Source organism: Aequorivita sublithincola DSM 14238 (assembly GCF_000265385.1).
In the GTDB taxonomy this organism is placed as follows: Bacteria; Bacteroidota; Bacteroidia; order Flavobacteriales; family Flavobacteriaceae; genus Aequorivita; species Aequorivita sublithincola.
The window spans coordinates 2,787,756-2,807,929 of sequence record NC_018013.1; the positions used below are offsets into that span (position 1 = coordinate 2,787,756).

General features: G+C 36.3%; 19 protein-coding genes and 2 pseudogenes. 12 read left to right on the plus strand and 9 right to left on the minus strand.

Annotated features, from left to right (window positions below; translation table 11 throughout):
- Nucleotides 1-69: 69 nt before the first annotated feature.
- On the plus strand, nucleotides 70-900 hold the full coding sequence (locus tag AEQSU_RS12795; RefSeq protein WP_014783290.1) for a CvfB family protein: 831 nt from the start codon (nucleotides 70-72) through the stop codon (nucleotides 898-900).
- Here AEQSU_RS12795 and AEQSU_RS12800 read toward each other — a convergent pair.
- Nucleotides 892-1,371, minus strand: a complete 480-nt coding sequence (locus AEQSU_RS12800; protein WP_014783291.1) for a hypothetical protein — start codon at nucleotides 1,369-1,371, stop codon at nucleotides 892-894. The genes AEQSU_RS12795 and AEQSU_RS12800 overlap by 9 nt on opposite strands.
- Nucleotides 1,372-1,496: 125 nt before the next feature.
- Nucleotides 1,497-2,615, minus strand: a complete 1,119-nt coding sequence (locus tag AEQSU_RS12805) for a C1 family peptidase (RefSeq protein ID WP_014783292.1) — start codon at nucleotides 2,613-2,615, stop codon at nucleotides 1,497-1,499.
- Nucleotides 2,616-2,710: 95 nt separating this feature from the next.
- Here AEQSU_RS12805 and AEQSU_RS12810 point away from each other — a divergent pair, with 95 nt between their 5' ends.
- The 3 genes from AEQSU_RS12810 to AEQSU_RS12820 all read left to right on the plus strand — a co-directional run bounded on the left by AEQSU_RS12810 (nucleotide 2,711) and on the right by AEQSU_RS12820 (nucleotide 4,892).
- Nucleotides 2,711-3,550 carry a 1,4-dihydroxy-2-naphthoyl-CoA synthase gene (locus AEQSU_RS12810; RefSeq protein WP_014783293.1) on the plus strand — a complete coding sequence of 280 codons (840 nt, stop codon included), beginning with the start codon at nucleotides 2,711-2,713 and terminating at the stop codon, nucleotides 3,548-3,550.
- 146 nt (nucleotides 3,551-3,696) lie between these two features.
- The gene (locus AEQSU_RS12815; protein ID WP_042492028.1) at nucleotides 3,697-4,530 is read left to right on the plus strand and encodes a class I SAM-dependent methyltransferase; all 834 of its coding nucleotides are present in this window, start codon (nucleotides 3,697-3,699) and stop codon (nucleotides 4,528-4,530) included.
- 71 nt (nucleotides 4,531-4,601) lie between these two features.
- On the plus strand, nucleotides 4,602-4,892 hold the full coding sequence (locus AEQSU_RS12820) for a YIP1 family protein (RefSeq protein ID WP_014783295.1): 291 nt from the start codon (nucleotides 4,602-4,604) through the stop codon (nucleotides 4,890-4,892).
- Between the two features lie 476 nt (nucleotides 4,893-5,368).
- Here the strand turns inward: AEQSU_RS12820 and AEQSU_RS17090 are convergent.
- The 3 genes and pseudogenes from AEQSU_RS17090 to AEQSU_RS12830 form a co-directional block, all read right to left on the minus strand.
- Nucleotides 5,369-5,619: pseudogene (locus AEQSU_RS17090) on the minus strand (TMEM175 family protein).
- 12 nt (nucleotides 5,620-5,631) lie between these two features.
- On the minus strand, nucleotides 5,632-6,012 hold the full coding sequence (locus AEQSU_RS12825) for an iron chaperone (protein ID WP_014783296.1): 381 nt from the start codon (nucleotides 6,010-6,012) through the stop codon (nucleotides 5,632-5,634).
- On the minus strand, nucleotides 6,009-6,404 hold the full coding sequence (locus AEQSU_RS12830; protein WP_014783297.1) for a hypothetical protein: 396 nt from the start codon (nucleotides 6,402-6,404) through the stop codon (nucleotides 6,009-6,011). The genes AEQSU_RS12825 and AEQSU_RS12830 overlap by 4 nt, the downstream gene beginning before the upstream one ends.
- A 182-nt stretch (nucleotides 6,405-6,586) precedes the next feature.
- Here AEQSU_RS12830 and AEQSU_RS17095 point away from each other — a divergent pair.
- A pseudogene (locus tag AEQSU_RS17095) lies at nucleotides 6,587-6,921 on the plus strand (Crp/Fnr family transcriptional regulator); the annotation flags it as partial.
- A gap of 72 nt (nucleotides 6,922-6,993) precedes the next feature.
- A complete protein-coding gene (locus AEQSU_RS12835) occupies nucleotides 6,994-7,749 on the plus strand; it encodes an acyl-CoA desaturase (protein ID WP_014783298.1) in 756 nt (251 codons plus the stop codon).
- A gap of 111 nt (nucleotides 7,750-7,860) precedes the next feature.
- On the opposite strand, the gene AEQSU_RS12840 is transcribed toward AEQSU_RS12835, so the two are convergent.
- A complete protein-coding gene (locus AEQSU_RS12840) occupies nucleotides 7,861-8,493 on the minus strand; it encodes a tetratricopeptide repeat protein (RefSeq protein WP_014783299.1) in 633 nt (210 codons plus the stop codon).
- Between the two features lie 247 nt (nucleotides 8,494-8,740).
- Nucleotides 8,741-10,438, minus strand: coding sequence for an asparagine synthase B (gene asnB / locus AEQSU_RS12845; protein WP_014783300.1), 1,698 nt, complete (start codon nucleotides 10,436-10,438; stop codon nucleotides 8,741-8,743).
- Nucleotides 10,439-10,919: 481 nt separating this feature from the next.
- Here asnB and AEQSU_RS12850 point away from each other — a divergent pair, with 481 nt between their 5' ends.
- The 4 genes from AEQSU_RS12850 to AEQSU_RS12865 all read left to right on the plus strand — a co-directional run bounded on the left by AEQSU_RS12850 (nucleotide 10,920) and on the right by AEQSU_RS12865 (nucleotide 15,106).
- Complete coding sequence (locus tag AEQSU_RS12850; RefSeq protein ID WP_014783301.1) at nucleotides 10,920-12,272, plus strand: DEAD/DEAH box helicase; 1,353 nt, start codon at nucleotides 10,920-10,922, stop codon at nucleotides 12,270-12,272.
- Nucleotides 12,272-13,585, plus strand: coding sequence for a DEAD/DEAH box helicase (locus AEQSU_RS12855; RefSeq protein ID WP_014783302.1), 1,314 nt, complete (start codon nucleotides 12,272-12,274; stop codon nucleotides 13,583-13,585). The genes AEQSU_RS12850 and AEQSU_RS12855 overlap by 1 nt, the downstream gene beginning before the upstream one ends.
- Before the next feature lie 57 nt (nucleotides 13,586-13,642).
- Complete coding sequence (locus AEQSU_RS12860) at nucleotides 13,643-14,095, plus strand: KTSC domain-containing protein (protein ID WP_014783303.1); 453 nt, start codon at nucleotides 13,643-13,645, stop codon at nucleotides 14,093-14,095.
- Between the two features lie 330 nt (nucleotides 14,096-14,425).
- A complete protein-coding gene (locus tag AEQSU_RS12865; RefSeq protein ID WP_014783304.1) occupies nucleotides 14,426-15,106 on the plus strand; it encodes a DUF2461 domain-containing protein in 681 nt (226 codons plus the stop codon).
- 78 nt (nucleotides 15,107-15,184) lie between these two features.
- Here the strand turns inward: AEQSU_RS12865 and AEQSU_RS12870 are convergent, their stop codons facing one another.
- Together AEQSU_RS12870 and AEQSU_RS12875 are read right to left on the minus strand one after the other, a co-directional pair.
- On the minus strand, nucleotides 15,185-16,459 hold the full coding sequence (locus AEQSU_RS12870) for an OmpA family protein (RefSeq protein WP_014783305.1): 1,275 nt from the start codon (nucleotides 16,457-16,459) through the stop codon (nucleotides 15,185-15,187).
- 116 nt (nucleotides 16,460-16,575) lie between these two features.
- Nucleotides 16,576-16,992 carry a hypothetical protein gene (locus AEQSU_RS12875; RefSeq protein WP_014783306.1) on the minus strand — a complete coding sequence of 139 codons (417 nt, stop codon included), beginning with the start codon at nucleotides 16,990-16,992 and terminating at the stop codon, nucleotides 16,576-16,578.
- A gap of 188 nt (nucleotides 16,993-17,180) precedes the next feature.
- On the opposite strand from AEQSU_RS12875, the gene AEQSU_RS12880 reads away from it, so the two are divergent.
- Complete coding sequence (locus tag AEQSU_RS12880) at nucleotides 17,181-18,719, plus strand: bifunctional ADP-dependent NAD(P)H-hydrate dehydratase/NAD(P)H-hydrate epimerase (protein WP_014783307.1); 1,539 nt, start codon at nucleotides 17,181-17,183, stop codon at nucleotides 18,717-18,719.
- Nucleotides 18,720-18,891: 172 nt separating this feature from the next.
- On the plus strand, nucleotides 18,892-20,049 hold the full coding sequence (locus tag AEQSU_RS12885) for a cysteine desulfurase family protein (protein WP_014783308.1): 1,158 nt from the start codon (nucleotides 18,892-18,894) through the stop codon (nucleotides 20,047-20,049).
- Nucleotides 20,050-20,174: the final 125 nt, after the last annotated feature.

Sequence of the window (20,174 nt, forward strand, 5' to 3'; positions counted from 1 at the left end):
ACGAATTATCTTGCATTCGCAAATAGGTGTTCAGTTTTTTTTTAATAAGAATACAGTACCTTTGCACTTATGATAAAATTGGGCGAATATAATATTTTAGAGATTCTTCGGGAAACTGAACCTGGTCTATATTTGGGAGAGGACGAAGAAAATGTGGTACTTTTGCCACATAGATATAAACCAGAAGAATATGAAATAGGCGATGAGATTTCAGTTTTTATCTACCTAGATAACGAAGAAAGACCGATTGCCACAACGCTCGATCCTTTTCTTCAATTAAATACCTTTGGGTATTTACATTGCAGCGACGTTACGGAATACGGAGCTTTTATGGATTGGGGCTTGGAAAAGCAACTTTTTGTTCCTTTTAAAGAGCAAGCGCGTCCAATGAAAAAGGGCAATTGGTACATCGTCTATCTCTATATTGATGAAAAAACCACGCGTTTGGTGGGTTCTAGTAAAACGAACCACTTTCTTCAAAATGATACCTTGACGGTTGAAGCTTTTCAGGAAGTTGATATTTTGGTTACACATTTAACCGAAAAAGGAGCAAACGTTATAATAAACGGTGTTCACAAAGGACTAATTTATATTGAAGATATTTTTGAAGACATTCGCACAGGCGATAGAATGAAAGCTTTTGTAAAAAATATTCGTCCCGATAATAAAATTGATTTAGTGCTTCAAAAGGTTGGCTACAAAAGCATTGAACCGAACGCTACCTTTATCCGTCAGGAGTTAGAAGCAGCTGGTGGCTTTTTACCGCTTCACGATAAATCTGATCCAGACTCGATTAAAAACTTATTGGGAATGAGCAAAAAAAGCTTCAAAAAAGCAATTGGGACGCTATATAAAGACAAGCAGATTATAATTAAAGAAGACGGGATAGAACTACTGTGAAGGAGTTCCATAAACCCCATAACCAACATAGAAACCGCTGCGTCGAGGACGTTGGTAAAAACCGTAGGAGTAGGGCATAAGTTCTGGTCTTAAATAGCTTCGGGATTCTTTATAGGAAATATTTTTAACAGCCGTAGAACCATCAGCGCTATAACTGCTATTGCCGCCATAAACACCATATTCTTTAGGGTCTAAAGAAATTTTAAGATCAGATTTAACGTAGCCTTCGTGCGTAGCCATCACATCAAGCATACTTACAGCTTCTCTGTAATTTTCTTTGCTTAATTTGAAAGAAGGAAGTTTTTTTGAATATTTCGCAGAAAAATCTGAATTCGAATTTATAGGAGTACTCATCAAACTTTCAATCTCAGGTAGCTTCACGAAATCCAATTTATATTTATTGGTTTCAAAATCCAGCTGAGCCGAAGCGATTAGCGGAAAAATTAGAAGAAGAAATAACAACTTTTTCATCGGGGCAAAGGTAGCAAAATTTGAGCCATAAATAAAAGTGGGAGGTAGGTAATTGGTAATAGGTAAAACTGATCCTTTTCAAGGTTGTAAACGTTGAAAGGATTGTGATATAAAAGCTTTTCTTATTATAAATTCAATTTTTTAGAAGTATCTTTTGGCAACGCATCTTTATGAACAGTAATACTGATGGCTTTTAAACGCATATAAGCTTCACTAAAATATACATAACCGCCATTGGCAACGCGGGTTTCGTCCGTGCCCCAACTGTTTTTTACTTTGTAATATTTTGTGCCATTTTGGTCGCGAAGTAATCCTGTGATATGCATTAAATGATCGTCAGTTGTGTCATAATTTTCAAATTCTTCTTGACGATATGCTTGCGTGATTTTTTTTTCGGGATAGATGCCTTGAAGCGCTTTTACATTATTCTCAGCATATTCAGGGATTATAGCGACACCATCTTTGGATGAAAAAGTACGTTCGCTAACATCGCAATCCAATTCTACAGTGAAACCTTTTTCTAAGGCGTTGTCAAGGGTTGCCATCATTTCGTCTAGCGGTACGTTGTAAAAACTTCCATTGCTCCAGTTATCCGGAATGTTTAGGATAAATTTTGAATAGAAGGGAGCTTGCGTAAAACTGCTAAGCGCTACATAATCTTTTGGCTGAATTTTCGTCATAGCCAAAAAAGATTGTGGCGTATATTGTTTCCCTTCAAAAGTGAAATTTGAAACATTCTTACCTATATATACATCCAAAACTCTTTCAATTGCAGGTTTCCATTTTGGGCTTAATTTTCTTCCAGGATTTTCAATGTATGCTTTCAGCATTGATTCCAAAACTGCAACCATTTCGGCGTGATTGTAGGTGGTTTCACCTGAAAATAATCCGCTAAAAGCTTCTTCGGGAACTAGACCATTTTTTTCGACAGAATTCATCACATCGTGCGCCAAGCCACCTTCGCTGAACTGCGCTTTTCCTTGTCGCATAACGAAGTTTTCAGCTTTAAGAGGATATGTATTTCGCACTTGGTACATTTCACTTAAATCAATTTTCTTTCCTGTTAGTCGAATAATTTCACTTTCTAGAAACGAAGTACTGCTAAAACTCCAGCAAGTTCCTGTAACGCCTTGGCTAATAACTGGTGTTGCTTCAAGGTCTGTAACGGTTGTGAATTTGTATGCTTCTTGAGCGGTTAGGTTTAGAGTGAGAAGAATTCCGAAGGAAAGAAGAAAATGTTTCATTATTGTTTGCAGTTTATGGTTTATGGTTTTCTACGGTTAAACTACAAACCATAAACCATAAACAATTTATATCTTTGAAAACAAAAGTAACAAATATGAATTCACCCAACTGGAAAACAGCTAAAGAATATACAGATATAACCTATAAAAAAGCCGATGGCGTTGCTCGAATTGCTTTCAACCGGCCTGATGTTCGCAATGCTTTTCGCCCAAAAACCACTGCAGAATTGCTGGATGCCTTTCACGATGCGCAGGAAGATATTACGATTGGAGTGGTTTTGCTTTCGGCGGAAGGACCTTCTTCAAAAGATGGCGTTTATAGCTTTTGTAGTGGCGGCGACCAAAAGGCGCGTGGCCACCAAGGTTATGTAGGTGAGGATGGCTATCATAGACTTAATATTCTTGACGTTCAAAGATTAATTCGTTTTATGCCAAAAGCAGTTATCTGCGTCGTTCCAGGCTGGGCAGTTGGTGGTGGACACAGCTTACACGTAGTTTGCGACCTTACATTAGCGAGCAAAGAACACGCAATTTTCAAGCAAACGGATGCAGATGTTACCAGTTTTGACGGTGGCTACGGAAGTGCTTATCTAGCCAAAATGGTAGGGCAGAAGCGCGCTCGTGAAATCTTTTTCCTTGGAAGAAATTACTCTGCACAAGAAGCTTTTGAGATGGGAATGGTAAACGCCGTAATCTCTCACGAGGAACTTGAAAATACTGCATACGAATGGGCGCAGGAAATTCTTGCAAAAAGCCCAACTTCAATAAAAATGCTGAAATTCGCAATGAACCTAACCGATGACGGAATGGTGGGCCAACAAGTTTTTGCTGGTGAAGCTACGCGTCTTGCGTATATGACAGATGAAGCGAAAGAAGGACGTGATGCATTTCTCGAAAAACGAAAACCTAATTTTGATAAGAAGTGGCTGCCTTAAAAAAGTATTCAGTGTTCAGTTGCTGGATGCCTTAAAAAGTGTTCAGTGTTCAGTCGCAGTTTTCAGTTGCTGGATGCCTTAAAAAGTGTTCAGTGTTCAGTCGCAGTTTTCAGTTAAGAATTAAATAAAACAACCAATCAATTATAATGAGTAAAATTTTCAACTTACGCGGTATTTGGTATTCGCTTTCTTCTAATCAGCGTTTTTTTATTAGACGATTATATTATTTTCCTAAAGATACTATGGACGGTATTACGGGAAAACGTCACAAATACGTTCCGCCGCGGGGTTATATTTACACGGGTTCGCCTGCAAGTGCTGAGGATTATTTGAAACAAGGGCAACACCAAGTTCAAATGCTGATGAAATATGCTAATCTTCAACCCGATCATCAAGTTTTGGATATTGGAAGCGGAATAGGCAGAACTGCAATTGCATTGACTGATTTTTTGAAAGAAAACGGAAGCTACGAAGGTTTTGATGTTGTAGAAAGAGGCGTGCAATGGTGCAATACTCGTATTAATAAAGAGCACGCTAACTTCAATTTTAAGTATGTGCCTTTGTTCAATGATCTTTACAATACTGCGACACTTAAAGCTACAGAATTCACTTTTCCTTATGCCGAAAATTCCATAGATGTGGCTTTTTCCTTTTCAGTTTTCACCCATATGCTGATTGAGGAAATTCAGCATTACTTCAATCAAATTTATCGAGTGTTGAAACCTGGTGGCGTTTGTTTTTCTACATTTTTCTTGTATGACGAGACTTCGGAAGCATATATTTCAACTAAAAAGGATTTCAGTTTTCCTGTGAAAAAGGACGGATTTAGATTGATGAACGAAAATGTGAAATCTGGAAATATCGCAATTGATAAAAAGAAACTTTCCAAAATGCTTACTTCTGAAAATTTTGAATTGGTTTCTATTATCGATGGTTTTTGGAAAGACGAAGTGCGAGACACTGCAAAAGCAGAGTATTAGGATATGGTTGTGTTTAGAAAGGTTTAGATTATAAGGTTTTGGAAAATAGTTTTAAATAATATTGCTTAGAAATGAAAAGTTATAAGAAATGGGCTTTCAGAATTTTAATATTTGTAGTGTTATTAAATATTCTCGTCTTTTATTTAATTACCGACTTTACTGGAAATATGTCTGATGAAGGACCTTCTATAACGTTACTGACAATTTTAGGTTTTGTTGTAAATCTATTTTTTATTGGTGGAATAGTGTTAACAATTTTAAGTATCGTAAAAAAGGAGGAAAAGGATTATGAATTTATTTTAAGTGTTGCGGGCTATTCCTTGCTTATTTTGATACCGATAGCTTTATTTTTTATTCCTTAAAAATATTCATTCAAACTAGAATTCCTTTTTTAAAAGGCTCCTGAGTATTATTCTTTGCTGCATTTTTTCAATAATTCCGTATAAGTGGAAATAGTATAATTGAGCAATTCTGTTGAATTTGGCACAACTTTTAGGATGCCTCTCTGTAATGTTTAAAGCTACATGCTTTTTTCAATACAACTATCCGGAATAATTCACAAAATTGCAACACCAACATAACAAGCAATGGCCAACCAAACATTTACAAACGATAGTGCAATGCCCAGGGTGTATAAAAATGGTGAAATCTTTCCTTTTCTATCACTACCTATCGCTTTTTTTAATGCGAATTGATCATCATGGGATTTAATAATTATTGTTTGAAGAATAGTGTACGCAATAGCGCTACATAACAGAACGACTCCATAAGCTGCAACGGGTAAACTAGCTTCGTGATTATCTCCAATCCAAGAAGTTGTAAATGGAATTAACGAAAGTCAAAAAAGCAGATGAAGATTGGCCCAAAGCACTTTACCATTCACTTTTTGGGTAATTTGAAAAAGATGATGGTGGTTGTTCCAATAAACGCCAACATAGATAAAACTTGCTATATAACTTAAAAAAACGGGCGTTTTTGCTAATAGAGAATTAAAGTCAGTTTCTTCAGGAGCTTTAAGTCTAAGACCATTACAGTAATTATAATTGCCAAAATGCCATCACTAAATGCTTCTAACCTACCTGTTTTCATATTAATTTTAAACTAAGTTTTAGTTGTATTTAATAATTCTAATCGAAATTTAATCATTTTAATGATTAGTTCTTTAGGCAAAGGCTTATCCAACGGAAACTGTACCGTACCTTTTCCTGTTTTATTGCCATTTAACTCTGTTTTGAATTTTTCAATCGTTGTTGAATTAGGATAGAAACCAACGTGGTTTTCGTAACCTGCAATCATTATTTGCTGTTCTCTTTTTCCTTCTTCAACCAATGTATATGCGGGAATATTATAGTTGAATAACTCAGTGGTATTTGGTATAACTTCTAGATTACATTCTTTCAATTTGAGCAATGCCTGTTTAGTTTTCTCTGGTTGAGCGTTGAAATATGCTTCAAGAGATTCACATTGGTTAGTTTCGCTCATATTGAAGTGTTTTTTTTATCATTTTGAATTACTTTATGCGCCCATCCCATCGCTTCACTGAGTGTAGGGAATATGGCAAACTCCTTTTTATAAAAAATACTTTCCAGTTCAGCATTACTTTTTTTAATATCGTCATGAGCCACTATGACTATCGCCAGCAGATTGTGAATTTTTGAAGTTCCTAGATAGGTCAATGGATCTACGCCGTATGAAAAATATCTATTGGAAATATAAACCACATTTTTATTAGAAAAATGTAGGTCTATTATATCCCGAAGATCCTGGTTGTGTTCTGGCCTAATTGTAACTCCTTCCCTAATTTGAGTGACTAAGAATTCGTCAAAAATAAAGGCTTCACAATGAGGAAAATTATAATAATGGAACATACTCATAACTTCGGAGGTCTGGTTAGTGCCTTAAAGATATAGAATTTAATTTATTTTAAGCTTCCTTGATTTATTCCTTGCTGGGTTGTGTATTAGCCTTCGGTCAAACACTATGATTTCATCTGTGGCAACAAGACTAAGTTTACTTTCCGAAATAGCATTTGTAGTGACCTTAACTGAATCTGGACCAAAACCTATTTATAAGTGCTTACGATTGATTTTTAAACATAAAACCTTCATTATATTGGCTAGAGGCTCTATCCCAAACGTATATGAACAACATTTAATATACAGAGCTACAGCATGTATATAAAAATACCCAATTTGGAAATTTAATAGATAGATTAACTGCCGAACGTCTTTTTCTTTTAAAGTCAAAACGAGAGCAATCATTATTAATGAAACTGCTGAAGAGCGTAACTTAAAACTCTTTCAGAATCGCAGAGATTTTTATTAATGATATTCCACTAAAATATCTCAATTTCTATATTGAGTTACTCAACTAGCATTAAGCCAAATTTGATGACGTATTATTTGATTTAGTTCATTGTTTGGCTCGGCTATTGCAAGTACCTTTGCAAAAAAAAAACAGCTAATGACAATTTTAATATTTATAGTGATACTTTGGTATGGAGGTTTGTTCTTTCAGACTTTTTTCTTGCATCGCTATGCCGCACACCAATCCTTTACAATGTCCAAAATAACTGAAAAAATCACCTTTGTACTAACGTGGTTTTTTCAAGGATCAAACTATTTAAGCGCCTATGGTTATGGGGTTATGCACAGAATGCACCATGCCTATGCCGATACAGAAGACGATCCGCATTCTCCAAAATATGACGCTAGCGTTTTTTCAATGATGTGGCGAACCAAAAATATTTATGCAGATATAAACCAGAAACGCATTGAAGTAGATGAAAAATTCACTAAAAACGTACCGCAATGGCAGCGTTTTGATAATTTTGCCAGTTCTTCTTTTTCAAGAATTAGTTGGGGTCTTTTGTACTTTGCCTTTTTCCTTTATTTCGCAACGGCTTGGTGGCAATGGTTATTTTTTCCAGTTGCATTATTTATGGCACCAATCCACGGAGTAATCATAAATTGGTACGCTCATATTTATGGATATGTAAATTTTAAGTCCAAAGACACTTCAAAAAACTTATTGCCTTTTGATTTTTTAATGATGGGCGAGGGATATCATAACAATCACCATAAACACGCAAGCCGAGCTAACTTTGGTGGTGTTCGTTGGCACGAGTTGGATATTACTTATAAAATAATGCAGGTATTGCACGCATTCAGAATAATTAAATTAAAGCCCATTACACAAGTTGTGCGTAGGGATGTTTAAAAGCATTTGAGATAATACTAAAATCCGCATTCTGAATTTAAGATTGCGCGTTTTTTTTATCCTGTGTTTAAGTAGAAAGTTTTATAACTGGAAAATCTTTGATTGTAGGTTTTAATCTTTACAATAATTATTTAGCTCAGTTAAATCATTTTCATATTGTGGATATTTGTCTAAAATGTTTAAGCTTAAAGCCTTATCTCTATCCGCACAAGCTTCTTCTTTTAAATCTTTAGCTTTATAGATTAAAGCTCTGGTCTTATAATTTAAAGCTCCATCTGGTTTCAATTCAATTGCAGTATTGGCATCTGCAATTGCATTGTCATAATCTTTCAAAAGAAAATAAACCTGACTTCTATGTTCGTATGAATATGGGTTTGGATTTATAACCATTTCAGCTGTGAAGTCTTTAATTGCTTCTTCATATCTGCCTAATTTTCGATAGGCAAAACCTCGATTTGTTCGTGCTAAATCCATTCCTGGTTTTAAAGAAATTGCTCTTGTAAAATCAAGAATACATACTTCATATTTTAAATCCATTTCACGAACATAACCTCTTTTAAAGTATAATTCTGCATTATCGGGATATAGATTGATTAGAGTGGTGAACTTTTCTTCGGCTTCTTCCCATTGTTCATTTTTGACTAACGCTACAGCCTCATCGAAAATATCATTTGGATCTGTTTGTTTTTGCGCAACGCAAGTGATTGTTATTAAAGAAATTGTGAGGAGTAAGAGGTTTTTCATTTTTTTGATTTTTCTTAGCTTATCAATATTTTAAAATAAACTGATTGTGTCTCAATAAGTTTGTGGAAACGAGCAAGACGCTCACACTAGCGAGGCAATTAAATTATTCTCAAACGCAAATATAACTTTCTTTAATTTGAAGGTGATAACAAAGGTTTCATTTTAAAAAACCAAAAAAGCATCCAAGATAAAAACCAAGATGCTTTTTTAAATGACTAATGAACAATTATTAAATATTCATTAAACATTATTCATTCGAGTACGCATCCGTATGCACATTCTTCACAGCCCGTCCACTAGGATCATTCATATTCTTAAAACTCTCATCCCAATCTAAAGCTACTTGACTACTGCAAGCTACGCTTGGCACACTTGGCACTGTTAAAGCCGCTGCATCACTTGGGAAATGGTCTTCAAAAATAGTTCTATAATAAAACTCTTCTTTGCTGGTAGGGGTTTGTATTGGAAAACGGTATTTTGCGTTCGCAATTTGGTCGTCCGTTACTTTTTTGTTTACCATTTCTTTTAAGGAATCAATCCAGCTGTAGCCCACGCCATCGCTAAATTGTTCTTTTTGTCGCCACGCTACTTCTGCTGGCAGCATATCTCCAAAAGCTTCGCGAAGCACCCATTTTTCCATTGCTTGTTTGTCTTGTGGCGCTTTTTGTCCGGCTAGAATCATTTTATCTTTTGGGTTAAGACGCATGGCTACATCCATAAATTCTTTATCTAAGAAAGGAACACGGCCTTCAATCCCCCAAGAAGCTAAGGACTTGTTGGCGCGAAGACAATCGTACATATGTAGTTTGTCTAATTTACGTACGTTTTCTTCGTGAAAATCTTTTGCTGAAGGTGCTTTATGGAAATATAAATAACCGCCAAAAATTTCGTCGGCTCCTTCGCCTGAAAGCACCATTTTTATACCCATTGCCTTAATGGCACGCGCCAATAAAAACATTGGGGTAGAAGCGCGAATGGTAGTAATATCATAAGTTTCAACGTGATAAATAACATCCTGTAGCGCATCCAATCCTTCTTGAACTGTAAAATTAACTTCGTGGTGCACCGTTCCCAAATGATCTGCAACTTTTCGAGCTGCCGCCAAATCTGGCGAGCCGTCCAAACCTACAGCAAACGAATGTAATCGTGGATACCAAGCGCCTTCGGTATCACCAGATTCTACACGTTTATCCACATATTTTTTGGCTAGGGCAGAGGTGATGGAAGAATCCAATCCACCTGAAAGTAGTACGCCATAAGGTACATCGCTCATTAATTGTCTTTTTACCGCGGCGTCTAATGCTTCGCGTAAATCTTCAATGCTGGTTTCATTTTCTTTAACGGCATCAAATTCCATCCAGTCGCGGGTCCACCATATTTTTAGTTTGCCGTCGCTGCTGTGTAAATAATGTCCAGGAGGAAAAAGTTCAATTTTGGTACAGTATCCTTCCAAAGCCTTTAATTCGCTGGCAACATAAAACGTTCCGTCTTTATCCCAACCCATATAAAGTGGAATAATCCCCATATGGTCGCGGGCGATTAGGTATTCGTTTTTTTCGGCGTCGTATAATGCAAATCCGAAGATTCCGTTAAGCTCGTCCAAAAACGAGGCTCCTTTTTCTTTGTAAAGAGCTAAAATAACTTCGCAATCGCTTTTTGTTTGAAAGTTATATTTCCCTTCAAATTGCTTCCGAAGTTCCATATGATTGTAGATTTCGCCATTGGCAGCCAAAACCAGCTTTTTATCTTCAGAAAACAAAGGTTGTTTCCCAGAAGTAGGATCAACAATTGCGAGACGTTCGTGCGCCATAATAGCCTTCTTATTGCTGAAGATACCACTCCAATCTGGGCCGCGGTGTCTTAGGCATTTTGCCATGGTTAATAATTGTGGCCTTAGTTCTTCTGAGGGCCTTTTAAGATCGAATGCACATACAATTCCACACATAGTTTTGGTTATTTGGGTAGGGGTGACTCGCGAGTCACCCGTACAGCGTTAATTTTTATGTCAATTATTCTTGCTAAGGGGATAAATAAAAAAGCCCGTCAGGCAAAAAACCTGACGGGCGTTATATCGCGACAAGTTTCTGTTACGGCAGCTGGTTATTATTATTATTTAAACCGATGAAAGACATAAACTTGTTTTTTTCTTATTTGAATTGCTAATGTAGTATAAATATCATTTTAAATCCAAATATTCTTTGTGTTTTATTCAAAATTAGGGGGAAATGCCCCTTTGAACCTAACAGAATTATTTCGAGGTATGAAGCAATCTAAGCTGTTAAGTTTAAGCTTTATCTAAACTTTTATAGTCACTTGAATTTCTAAAAATTTTAAAGTGCTTCTGTAATAAATTAGCATCATGACTGTTCTTTTCAGATTTATACCTTTCCACCAAAACTCTACCTATCTTTGCCGAAAATAATTTTATGCCCAATACCTTTTCCGCTTTAGGAATCAATTCTCAGTTACAACAAAGTTTAGCCGAACTAAACATTACTGTACCCACAGACATTCAACAAAAAACAATTCCGATCATCCTTACGCAAACCAAGGATGTTGTGGCTTTGGCAAAAACAGGAAGCGGAAAAACGGCTGCTTTTGGATTGCCACTGGTACAACTTATAGATCCAAAGAACACCAATATAAAGGCGATTATCTTGGCGCCAACGCGGGAATTGGGACAACAAATACACGTAAATCTAGTTTCTTTTACTTCCAATAGCCCTGAAATTTGTATCGCTTCACTTTGCGGCGGGATTCCTATAAAACCGCAGATAGAACGTTTAAAAAACACCACTCATATTGTAGTGGCAACTCCAGGGCGTTTGGTGGATTTAATAAATCGCAACGCCATAGACCTTAAAAATGTTGCCTATTTAATTCTAGACGAAGCAGATGAAATGGTAACCGCTCTTAAAACCGATTTAGACAGTATTATTGCTGAAATTCCAAAAGGAAGAAGAACACTTTTATTTACGGCTACTATGCCAGGAACCATAAAACAATTGGTTCAAAACTATATGAGCAAGCACGTGCTGCACATAGAAGCCGATATGGAAACGATGGGTCATCAAGGCATAGATCATCAATTTATGGTGGTTGAACCTATTGAAAAGTTGGAGGTATTGCTTCACTTTTTAAGTTCTAAGGAAGGAGAACGGGGAATTATTTTCTGTAAAACAAAAGCTGCCGTTAATAAATTAGCAAAGAATCTGGCTATAAATAAATTTTCTTCTGGTGCCATTCACGGAAGTCTTACGCAGCCCATTCGCGACCGAGTGATGGGACAGTTTAGAGATGGACATATTGATATATTAGTCGCCACAGACCTTGCGGCGCGTGGTTTGGACGTAAAAGAGATCAGTTATGTAATTAATTATCACTTGCCAGACACTTATGAAACCTATGTTCACCGAAGCGGTAGAACGGCTAGGGCAGGAGCGGCTGGGCTTTCGGTAACTATACTTCAACAAGAAGAAGTTTTTGAAATTCCTGAGTTTGAAGAAGAATTGGGAATCGTTTTTACTGAAACGAAAAAACCATCTGCTCAAAGTACAGAGGAAAACAATACTTTATTGTGGGCGAAGAAAATCTTTAAAACCAAGCCCAATCGTACCATTTCAGAAGAATTTAAGGACAAGATAAGTACGGTATTCCATCATTTAACCAAAGAAGAGTTGGTAGACAAAATACTCGCACATCAATTGGCACAAACTGCTGTTGCTGCGCCAAAAGCTGAAACAGAGTCAAAACCAACTAAGAAAAAGAAGAAAAAATAATGGCAAACGAAATAAAAGGACAACAGGATATTTTGTCGAAACTTAATATTTCCGCATTAAACCCAATGCAAGTTGAAGCCATTGCTGTGATTGAAAAGACAGCGAATACTATTCTACTTTCACCAACGGGAACAGGTAAGACTTTGGCTTTTCTATTACCTATTCTTAAAAATTTAGATGCTGAAAATCCAGAAGTACAAGCTTTGATAGTAGTTCCCACAAGGGAGCTCGCCATTCAGATTGAACAAGTGGTTCGCGATATGGGTTCTGGTTTTAAAGTGAACGCCGTATATGGGGGAAGAGCCAAAAGCAAGGATAAAATAGAACTGAAGCACACACCGGCTATTTTGATAGGAACGCCAGGAAGGATTTTAGATCATTTTGATGATGATCGATTTTCAAAAACGAGCATCCACACTTTAGTTTTAGATGAATATGACAAGTCTTTAGAGATAGGTTTTGAAGGTGAAATGAGTGAAATATTTAATGCATTGCCTACTGTAAGTAAGCGTATATTAACATCTGCCACACAAGGAGTTGAGATTCCTAGGTTTGTAAAATTGGACAAGCCGAAAGTTCTGGATTATTTATCAGATACTATAGATCCAAAACTCGCTATCAAAACGATAATTTCTCCTGATAAAAATAAGCTTTCAACTTTACTGAAACTTCTTCAATATCTAGGAAACCAGCCTGGAATTATCTTTTGTAACTTTAGAGATAGTATTGAAATGGTGAGCGATTTCTTATATGATAAAAATATGAGTCATACTTGTTTTTCAGGCGGAATGGAGCAGAAAGACAGGGAACGAGCACTTATAAAGTTCAGAAATGGAACTAGCCAGATATTGGTTTCCACAGATCTTGCGGCTAGGGGAATAGATATTCCTGAATTAAAGTTCATTATTCATTATGAACTGCCACATACTTCTGTAGAGTTTACCCACAGAAATGGAAGAACGGCGCGGGTTAACGAAAAAGGAACTGCTTATGTGCTGAAATGGCAAAATCAACTTTTACCAGAGTTTATTGAAAAAACAGAGCCTTTTGAAGTTCCAAAAGCTGCAACCCAAGTTGGAGAATTATGGGAAACACTGTTTATTTCAGGTGGAAGAAAAGATAAAATCTCCAAAGGTGATATTGCAGGACTGTTTATAAAGCAAGGAAATATTACGAATGAACAATTGGGCGCCATTGAATTGAAACAAGATTGCGCGTTTGTTGCTGTGCCGTTAGCGCTTGCAGATCAATTGGTGAGCAAGCTCAACAACAGTCGTCTTAAAAAGAAGAAGGTGCGGATTTATATTCTTTAATGTAGGTTATTTTTCAATAATAAAACGTACTTTCGCGACCGCAAAAATAGCACCCGTATGAAACGCATTACTGAATACAAAAAACTTTTTGGAGTTGAAAAAGAAATAGAATTAAAAGCCTTAAAAACCAGTTACCGCAATTTGGTAAAGGAATGGCATCCAGACAAGTTTCAGGATGGAGATGCGTTACAAGAGGAAGCCGAAGTGAACAGCCGAAGAATTATTGACGGCTACCATTTTCTAGTAAGCATTGCGCCAGAAACCAAAGCTGCAAACCTAGAAGAATACACAGAAACCATAACAAACTCTGGTATTGCCGATTTTCAACATAAAGGAATGCTTTTGGAAATCACCTATTTAGATGGCTTTACTTACGAGTACTTTGGAGTTACAAGGCAAATATATATTAAAATGGTAAATAGCGATAAACTAAACCGTTTTGCAAAACGCAGCATCTATCCAAACTATCTTTACAGAAAATCTAAGCGCACATTAGAATACGCTGAATAGAGTATTTTTCTTTCTTAACATCATGTAAACTGGGCATTTTTATAGTTATTCTATAAATTGCTCAGTTTTTTTATTGATCAAATCTTCTTTAGAATAGATTATCAACAACGGCTTTCTTTTTTCTTCACTGGCTAACTCTGAACTCATCTTGACTTTTTATTTTACCTACGAATTTTACATAGTGCATCCTAATTTTGTCTTTTTTGACTTCTGTAGCTATGGCTATGCAACTAAAAAAAGCCTTCATTAGGGCACAAAAGCCGAAATTCTCGGTTCCAAACAAAAAGTCAAGATGAGTTCACTTATATTTACTTTTCAAAAAAGTAAACTATGAATCCTACTATTCCCAAACCTGCTTTCGATTTCCTTTTAAAACTTAAGAAGAACAACAACCGAGAGTGGATGCAGGAGCATAAAAAAGAGTATTTGGCAAATGAAAAGGCTTTAAAAGAGTTTTACGCAGCTGTTGAAAAAGACTTGAATGTAACCGACGAAATAGCTAAAACCAAAATATTTAGAATAAACCGAGACATTCGTTTCAGCAATGACAAAACGCCGTATAATGTTCATAGAAGCTCTAGTTTCAGTAGAGCAGGAGCGAACCGACGGGGCGGTTACTACTTGCGTTTGGAATCTGGAAACAGCTATATGGCTGGAGGTTTTTTTGATCCAAACCCAGTAGATTTGCTTCGTATTCGTAAGGAGTTTGAAATGGACAGCTCTGAAATTCGTGAGATATTAGCTCAGAAAGATTTCAAAAAAGCCTTCGGGAATTTTAATCAAGAGCGCTCATTAAAAACGGCTCCTAAAGGTTTCAGCAAAGAGGCAGAAAACATAGACTTAATCAGACTGAAAAGCTATTTTGTGAATCATCATTTTACGGACAAGGAAGTCTTCGCTAATGATTTTAAGGACAACTTGATTCATCATTATAAACTGCTTCGTCCATTCTATAACTATATGAGTGATGTTTTGACCACAGATTTGAATGGTGTATTCCTTCTAGAATAGGTGCTTCAAAAATATTGAAAAAAAAAGAGCTTTCCGTTTGGAAAGCTCTTTTGGTTTATTGTTTATGCTATAAACTTTCTATTGCAACTTGAAAGTTACTCTACGTACCAACTGTCTTGCTGGAGAAGAAGATTTGTCTACGCTAGTGTCTTCGCCACCACCTTTAAACGTTAATCTGCTTTCAGATACACCTGAAGCTACTAAAATATCATACACTTGTTTTGCTCTTTTTTCAGAAAGCGTTTGGTTGTATGCAGGATTTCCAAGTTCGTCAGCATAACCAATTAAGTCAGCTTTGGCAGAAGGATTCTGATTCATATACTTTATTAAGTAATTGATAGCTTCCAATGAATACGTTTCCGGCTTAACGCTATTAAACTGAAAATAAACATTTACATAGCCCTCATTCAATAATTCTTTAACTAAAGTTCCTCCACCTTCAACATTAATATTGTCACCAACTTTCATATAACGTTTGTCAAGAGATGATTCAATTTCATCAGGAATACCATTTTTGTTTGTGTCAACAGCAATACCTTTAGTATTTACAGCTACACCAGACATAGTATTTGGTTCTCTGTCTAGATAGTCAGGAACTCCGTCTTGATCAGTATCAATAAGATCAGTTTCGATTTTTGAAACGCGTTCTTCAAGTTCAGACACATCATCATTGTTTTTCTTAGAATACCAATCAGCGTGTTTTTCAGCACCTCCTAAATAAATGCTAATACCAATAGATCCATTTACCATAAATCCATCAACACCTCTTTGAGGATTGTATTGTGTTCCATCCCAAGATTTACTTTGTCTAACATGCCCAATAGCTGAAACGTCTGCAAAAAGAGCTACACTATTAGTTAATTTCACTTGTGGTGTAATACCTCCCATAATATGAACCATATCATCATTATCGGTCAAAGCATTGGGAGAATCAAACTTCATATAAGAATATCCTGCACCACCATGAACTAATAACCCAAGGCTATTCGTCCAATCGCTAAAATCAAGTATGCTTGTTAAGTTTAAAACACCTTCAAGACTACCCCTGTAGTAACTTGTTTTAAAATCAAGACTTGCGTCGTCGCTTTCAATATTATTGTAGCCCAATCCAAGACGAACACCAAATTTTTCATTGAACATGTAACGAACACCTAGTGCTCCTTGTCCAAAACTTGGAGTGTTTACGTAATAACCAGGAGCAAATACTCTTGTAGGTTTATGAACACCTCCAGAAAGTTCAATAGACCAATGGTCATATTCAGTACTGTTATCAGTTTCTGGGGAAGTAGTTGTCTCCTGAGCTAAGAGTATTCCACCGGCAAGCATAAAAATTGAAAATATTAATTTCGTCATAGTTTATTTGTTTTTAATCGATAAAATCGGCTGCAAATATCACCAGACTAATGTTACTGTACAAACTTATAATGTAATTAACAAAACTTTTATAAAGCGTAATTTTTAATGGGTTGCTAACGAGCAACTAACAAATTAGCATTTTCAAAATATAATAAATTATCCTTAATTCTTTCCTTCACAATGTCCATCATTCGCTTGTTTAAGGCCGAAGAATTCTTAATATAGAGCTCAAATTCGTCCAAAGTAAACTGCCCAATGATAATTCCTTTTAATGAATTTCGAAATTTCATATCCTTGTGCACGGCGTTTTCAATATAATCCAATTTCTTTTCGGTATTTAAGTCGTAAAACACATCTTTATGTTTCGAAATATAGTTTTTGAAAACTGCTAACAATAAATTATGCTGAAGCTTCACCACAGGACGCAATGTTTTGTTTTGAAAGTATTCATCTGAAGACATACTGTCGGTGATTTTTGCGGAAGGTATTTCAGGTCTCAATCTAAGCAATACATTATCTCGAATATCCATAATTTCGTTTTTTTTAAAATTATATAATAATTGAAGGTTTATTTAAACCCTTGCAATTAGTTATAAACGTTCTTTTCAACAATGAGAAAGAATGTTGTTATCTTTGGAAAAACTCTTTGCTCTGTGTGGCTTTGTGGGTATTAAAACTACAGAGACACTGAGGGTACAGCGAAAAATAAAGCTATCCTATGAAAATATTTTCTTCAGAACAACTTTACGAAGCAGACAAAATAACCACTGAAAAACAGCAAATCACTTCGGAAGAATTGATGGAACGTGCCGGAACCCAAATATTCCAGTGGCTTCACCAACGCTTGCAAGGCGCTCCAGTGCCCATTCATATTTTTTGCGGTATTGGCGATAATGGCGGTGATGGTTTGGTGGTTGGAAGACTGCTAATTGAGCAAGGCTACAATGTGATTGTTTATGTGGTAAATTGTAGCGATAAGCGTTCTGAAAATTTTCTACACAATTATGATAAGATTAAAAACGTAACCAAGAAGTGGCCAATCTTAATGACGAGTGAAGACGATTTTCCTGAAATAAACCCAGAAGAAATTATAGTAGATGCTATTTTCGGAATTGGTCTAAACCGCTGCCCAGATGGTTGGGTGAAAGAATTAATACAATATATTAATAAACGTAAAGCCTTTAAATTAGCGATTGATATTCCCAGCGGTTTGTATTCAAATTCCCCTTTGGAAGACAAGGAAGCTGTTTTGAGTGCAAACCACACCTTGACCTTTCAAGCTCCTAAACTTTCCTTCTTTTTACCAGAAACAGCTCCATTTGTTTCAAATTTTGATGTTTTGGATATTGGCTTAGATCTAGAATTTCTTCATAAATCGGAACCATTAGCGCATTTAATTTCTAAACCTGAAGCACAACGATTTTACCAGCCTCGTGAAAAATTTGGACATAAAGGAACCTATGGACACGCATTACTAGTTGCCGGAAGTTATGGAAAAATTGGAGCAGCCGTGCTTTCAACCAAAGCTGCTTTTAGAATTGGAGCTGGTCTTGTTACTGCCTTTGTTCCAAAATGTGGCTACCCTATTTTACAGACTGCCATTCCCGAAGCAATGGTAATTACTGATAAAAATGAAGAATATATTTCGTCTATTGAAGTTGATTTTGAACCATCAGCCATTGGAGTTGGTATGGGCCTGGGAAAAAATAAGGCTACGGTAGAAGCTTTGAAAAAACTTTTCACCAACACCGAATCGCCTTTTGTAATTGATGCAGATGCCTTAAACAATATCTCAAAAAATAAGGAATTGTTGAAACTTCTCCCAAAAAATTCAGTTTTAACGCCACATCCTGGGGAACTTAAAGGCTTGATAGGCATATGGAAAAATGATTACGACAAAATTGAAAAGGTAAAGAAATTTTCAAGTAAACACGAAGTTGTTGTAATTATTAAAGGAGCTTACACATTGACGGTTTATGGAGATAAACTATATTTAAACTCTTCCGGAAATCCAGGAATGGCGACTGCGGGCAGTGGTGATGCGCTGACTGGCGTTATTACGGGCCTACTTTCCCAAGGGTACGATCCGTTGTTGGCCTCGGTGTTTGGAGTCTATATACACGGACGAGCTGGCGATATTGCAGCCGGACAAATGGGTTATGAAGCCCTTATGGCGGGAGATATAATCGAATTTTTAGCAGATGCATATATTGATTTGTTTAATAATACTAAGAATGATGAACCTTATGAGAAGTAATTTATCTTTAAAATTTCAATAATAGAAACAACTAATCATTAGTAGTTCATTTCTTTTTTAGGAATAGCCTTCAAAACTGTTTTAATATGTATTTTTGCGAACTGAAATTATCGCGCTGAATCGCTTAAAATGAATTCGGAATCAAGCTAATTTCATATAAAATGTTTGCTGAATGAAAAAAGTATATTTTGATAGTGCGGCTACCACAAGGTTAAGAGATGAAGTGACGGATCGCATTACAGAAGTTTTAAAAACGGAATATGGAAATCCTTCATCCACACATTCTTACGGAAGGTCATCCAAATCAATACTTGAAAACTCCAGAAAAGAAATAGCAAAGCATTTAAACGTCTCAGCAAGTGAGATTATCTTCACTTCGGGTGGTACAGAAGCCGATAATTTAGCACTTACGAGCGCCGTTCGCGATCTTGGCGTTAATAGAATTATATCGAGTCGCATTGAACATCACGCTGTGCTGCATACATTACAATGGCTTCAAAAAGAATACAACATTAAGTTAGATTTTGTGAATTTAAAGGAATGTGGCCAAATAGACATTGGGCATTTGGACCATCTTTTAGCCACATCTTCAGAAAAAACATTAGTGAGCCTAATGCACGTAAACAATGAAGTTGGCAACGTCTTGGATTTAAAGCGAGTTGCACTTCTTTGTAAATTTCACAAAGCACTCTTCCATAGTGATACCGTACAATCCGTTGGACATTTTGAATTGGATTTTAAAGAAATTCCAATAGATTTTGCCGCTGTTTCAGCTCATAAATTTCATGGGCCAAAAGGAACCGGCTTTGCTTTTATTCGAAAAAATTCTGGACTTCGGTCTTTAATTCACGGTGGCGAGCAAGAGCGCGGCATGCGTGCTGGTACGGAATCTGTTTATGCAATCGCTGGAATGGCTGAAGCACTAAATGTTTCCTATAAAAATCTTGAAAAGGAACGAAAATATATTACTGATCTGAAAGGTTATTTTAAAACACAACTTGCAGCAAGTTTTCCAGAGGTTAAATTTAACGGCAGCTGCGGTGATGACGACAATAGTACTTACACACTTTTAAATATTTGTCTGCCTATTTCTTCAGATAAAGCAATGTTGCTTTTGTTTCAGTTGGATTTAAAAGGAATAGCTTGTTCCAAAGGAAGCGCTTGCCAGAGTGGGAGCGTAGGCGGTTCGCACGTTTTGAATGAAATTCTTTCCGACGAAGATTTAAGCAAACCTTCCATTCGTTTTTCTTTTTCCAGTTTCAATACAAAAGAAGAAGTTGATTATGTGGTGGATGTTTTGAAGGAGTTTGTTGGTACCGGGATTGGGTAATTTGTGATTCGGTGCTGAACTGACATTATTTAACCACAAAGCTCTTCAAGTAATTCACACAAAGAACACAAAGTTTTCTCTGTGCGCTTTGTGCCTTCTTTGCGCCCTCTGTGGTTAATATTACA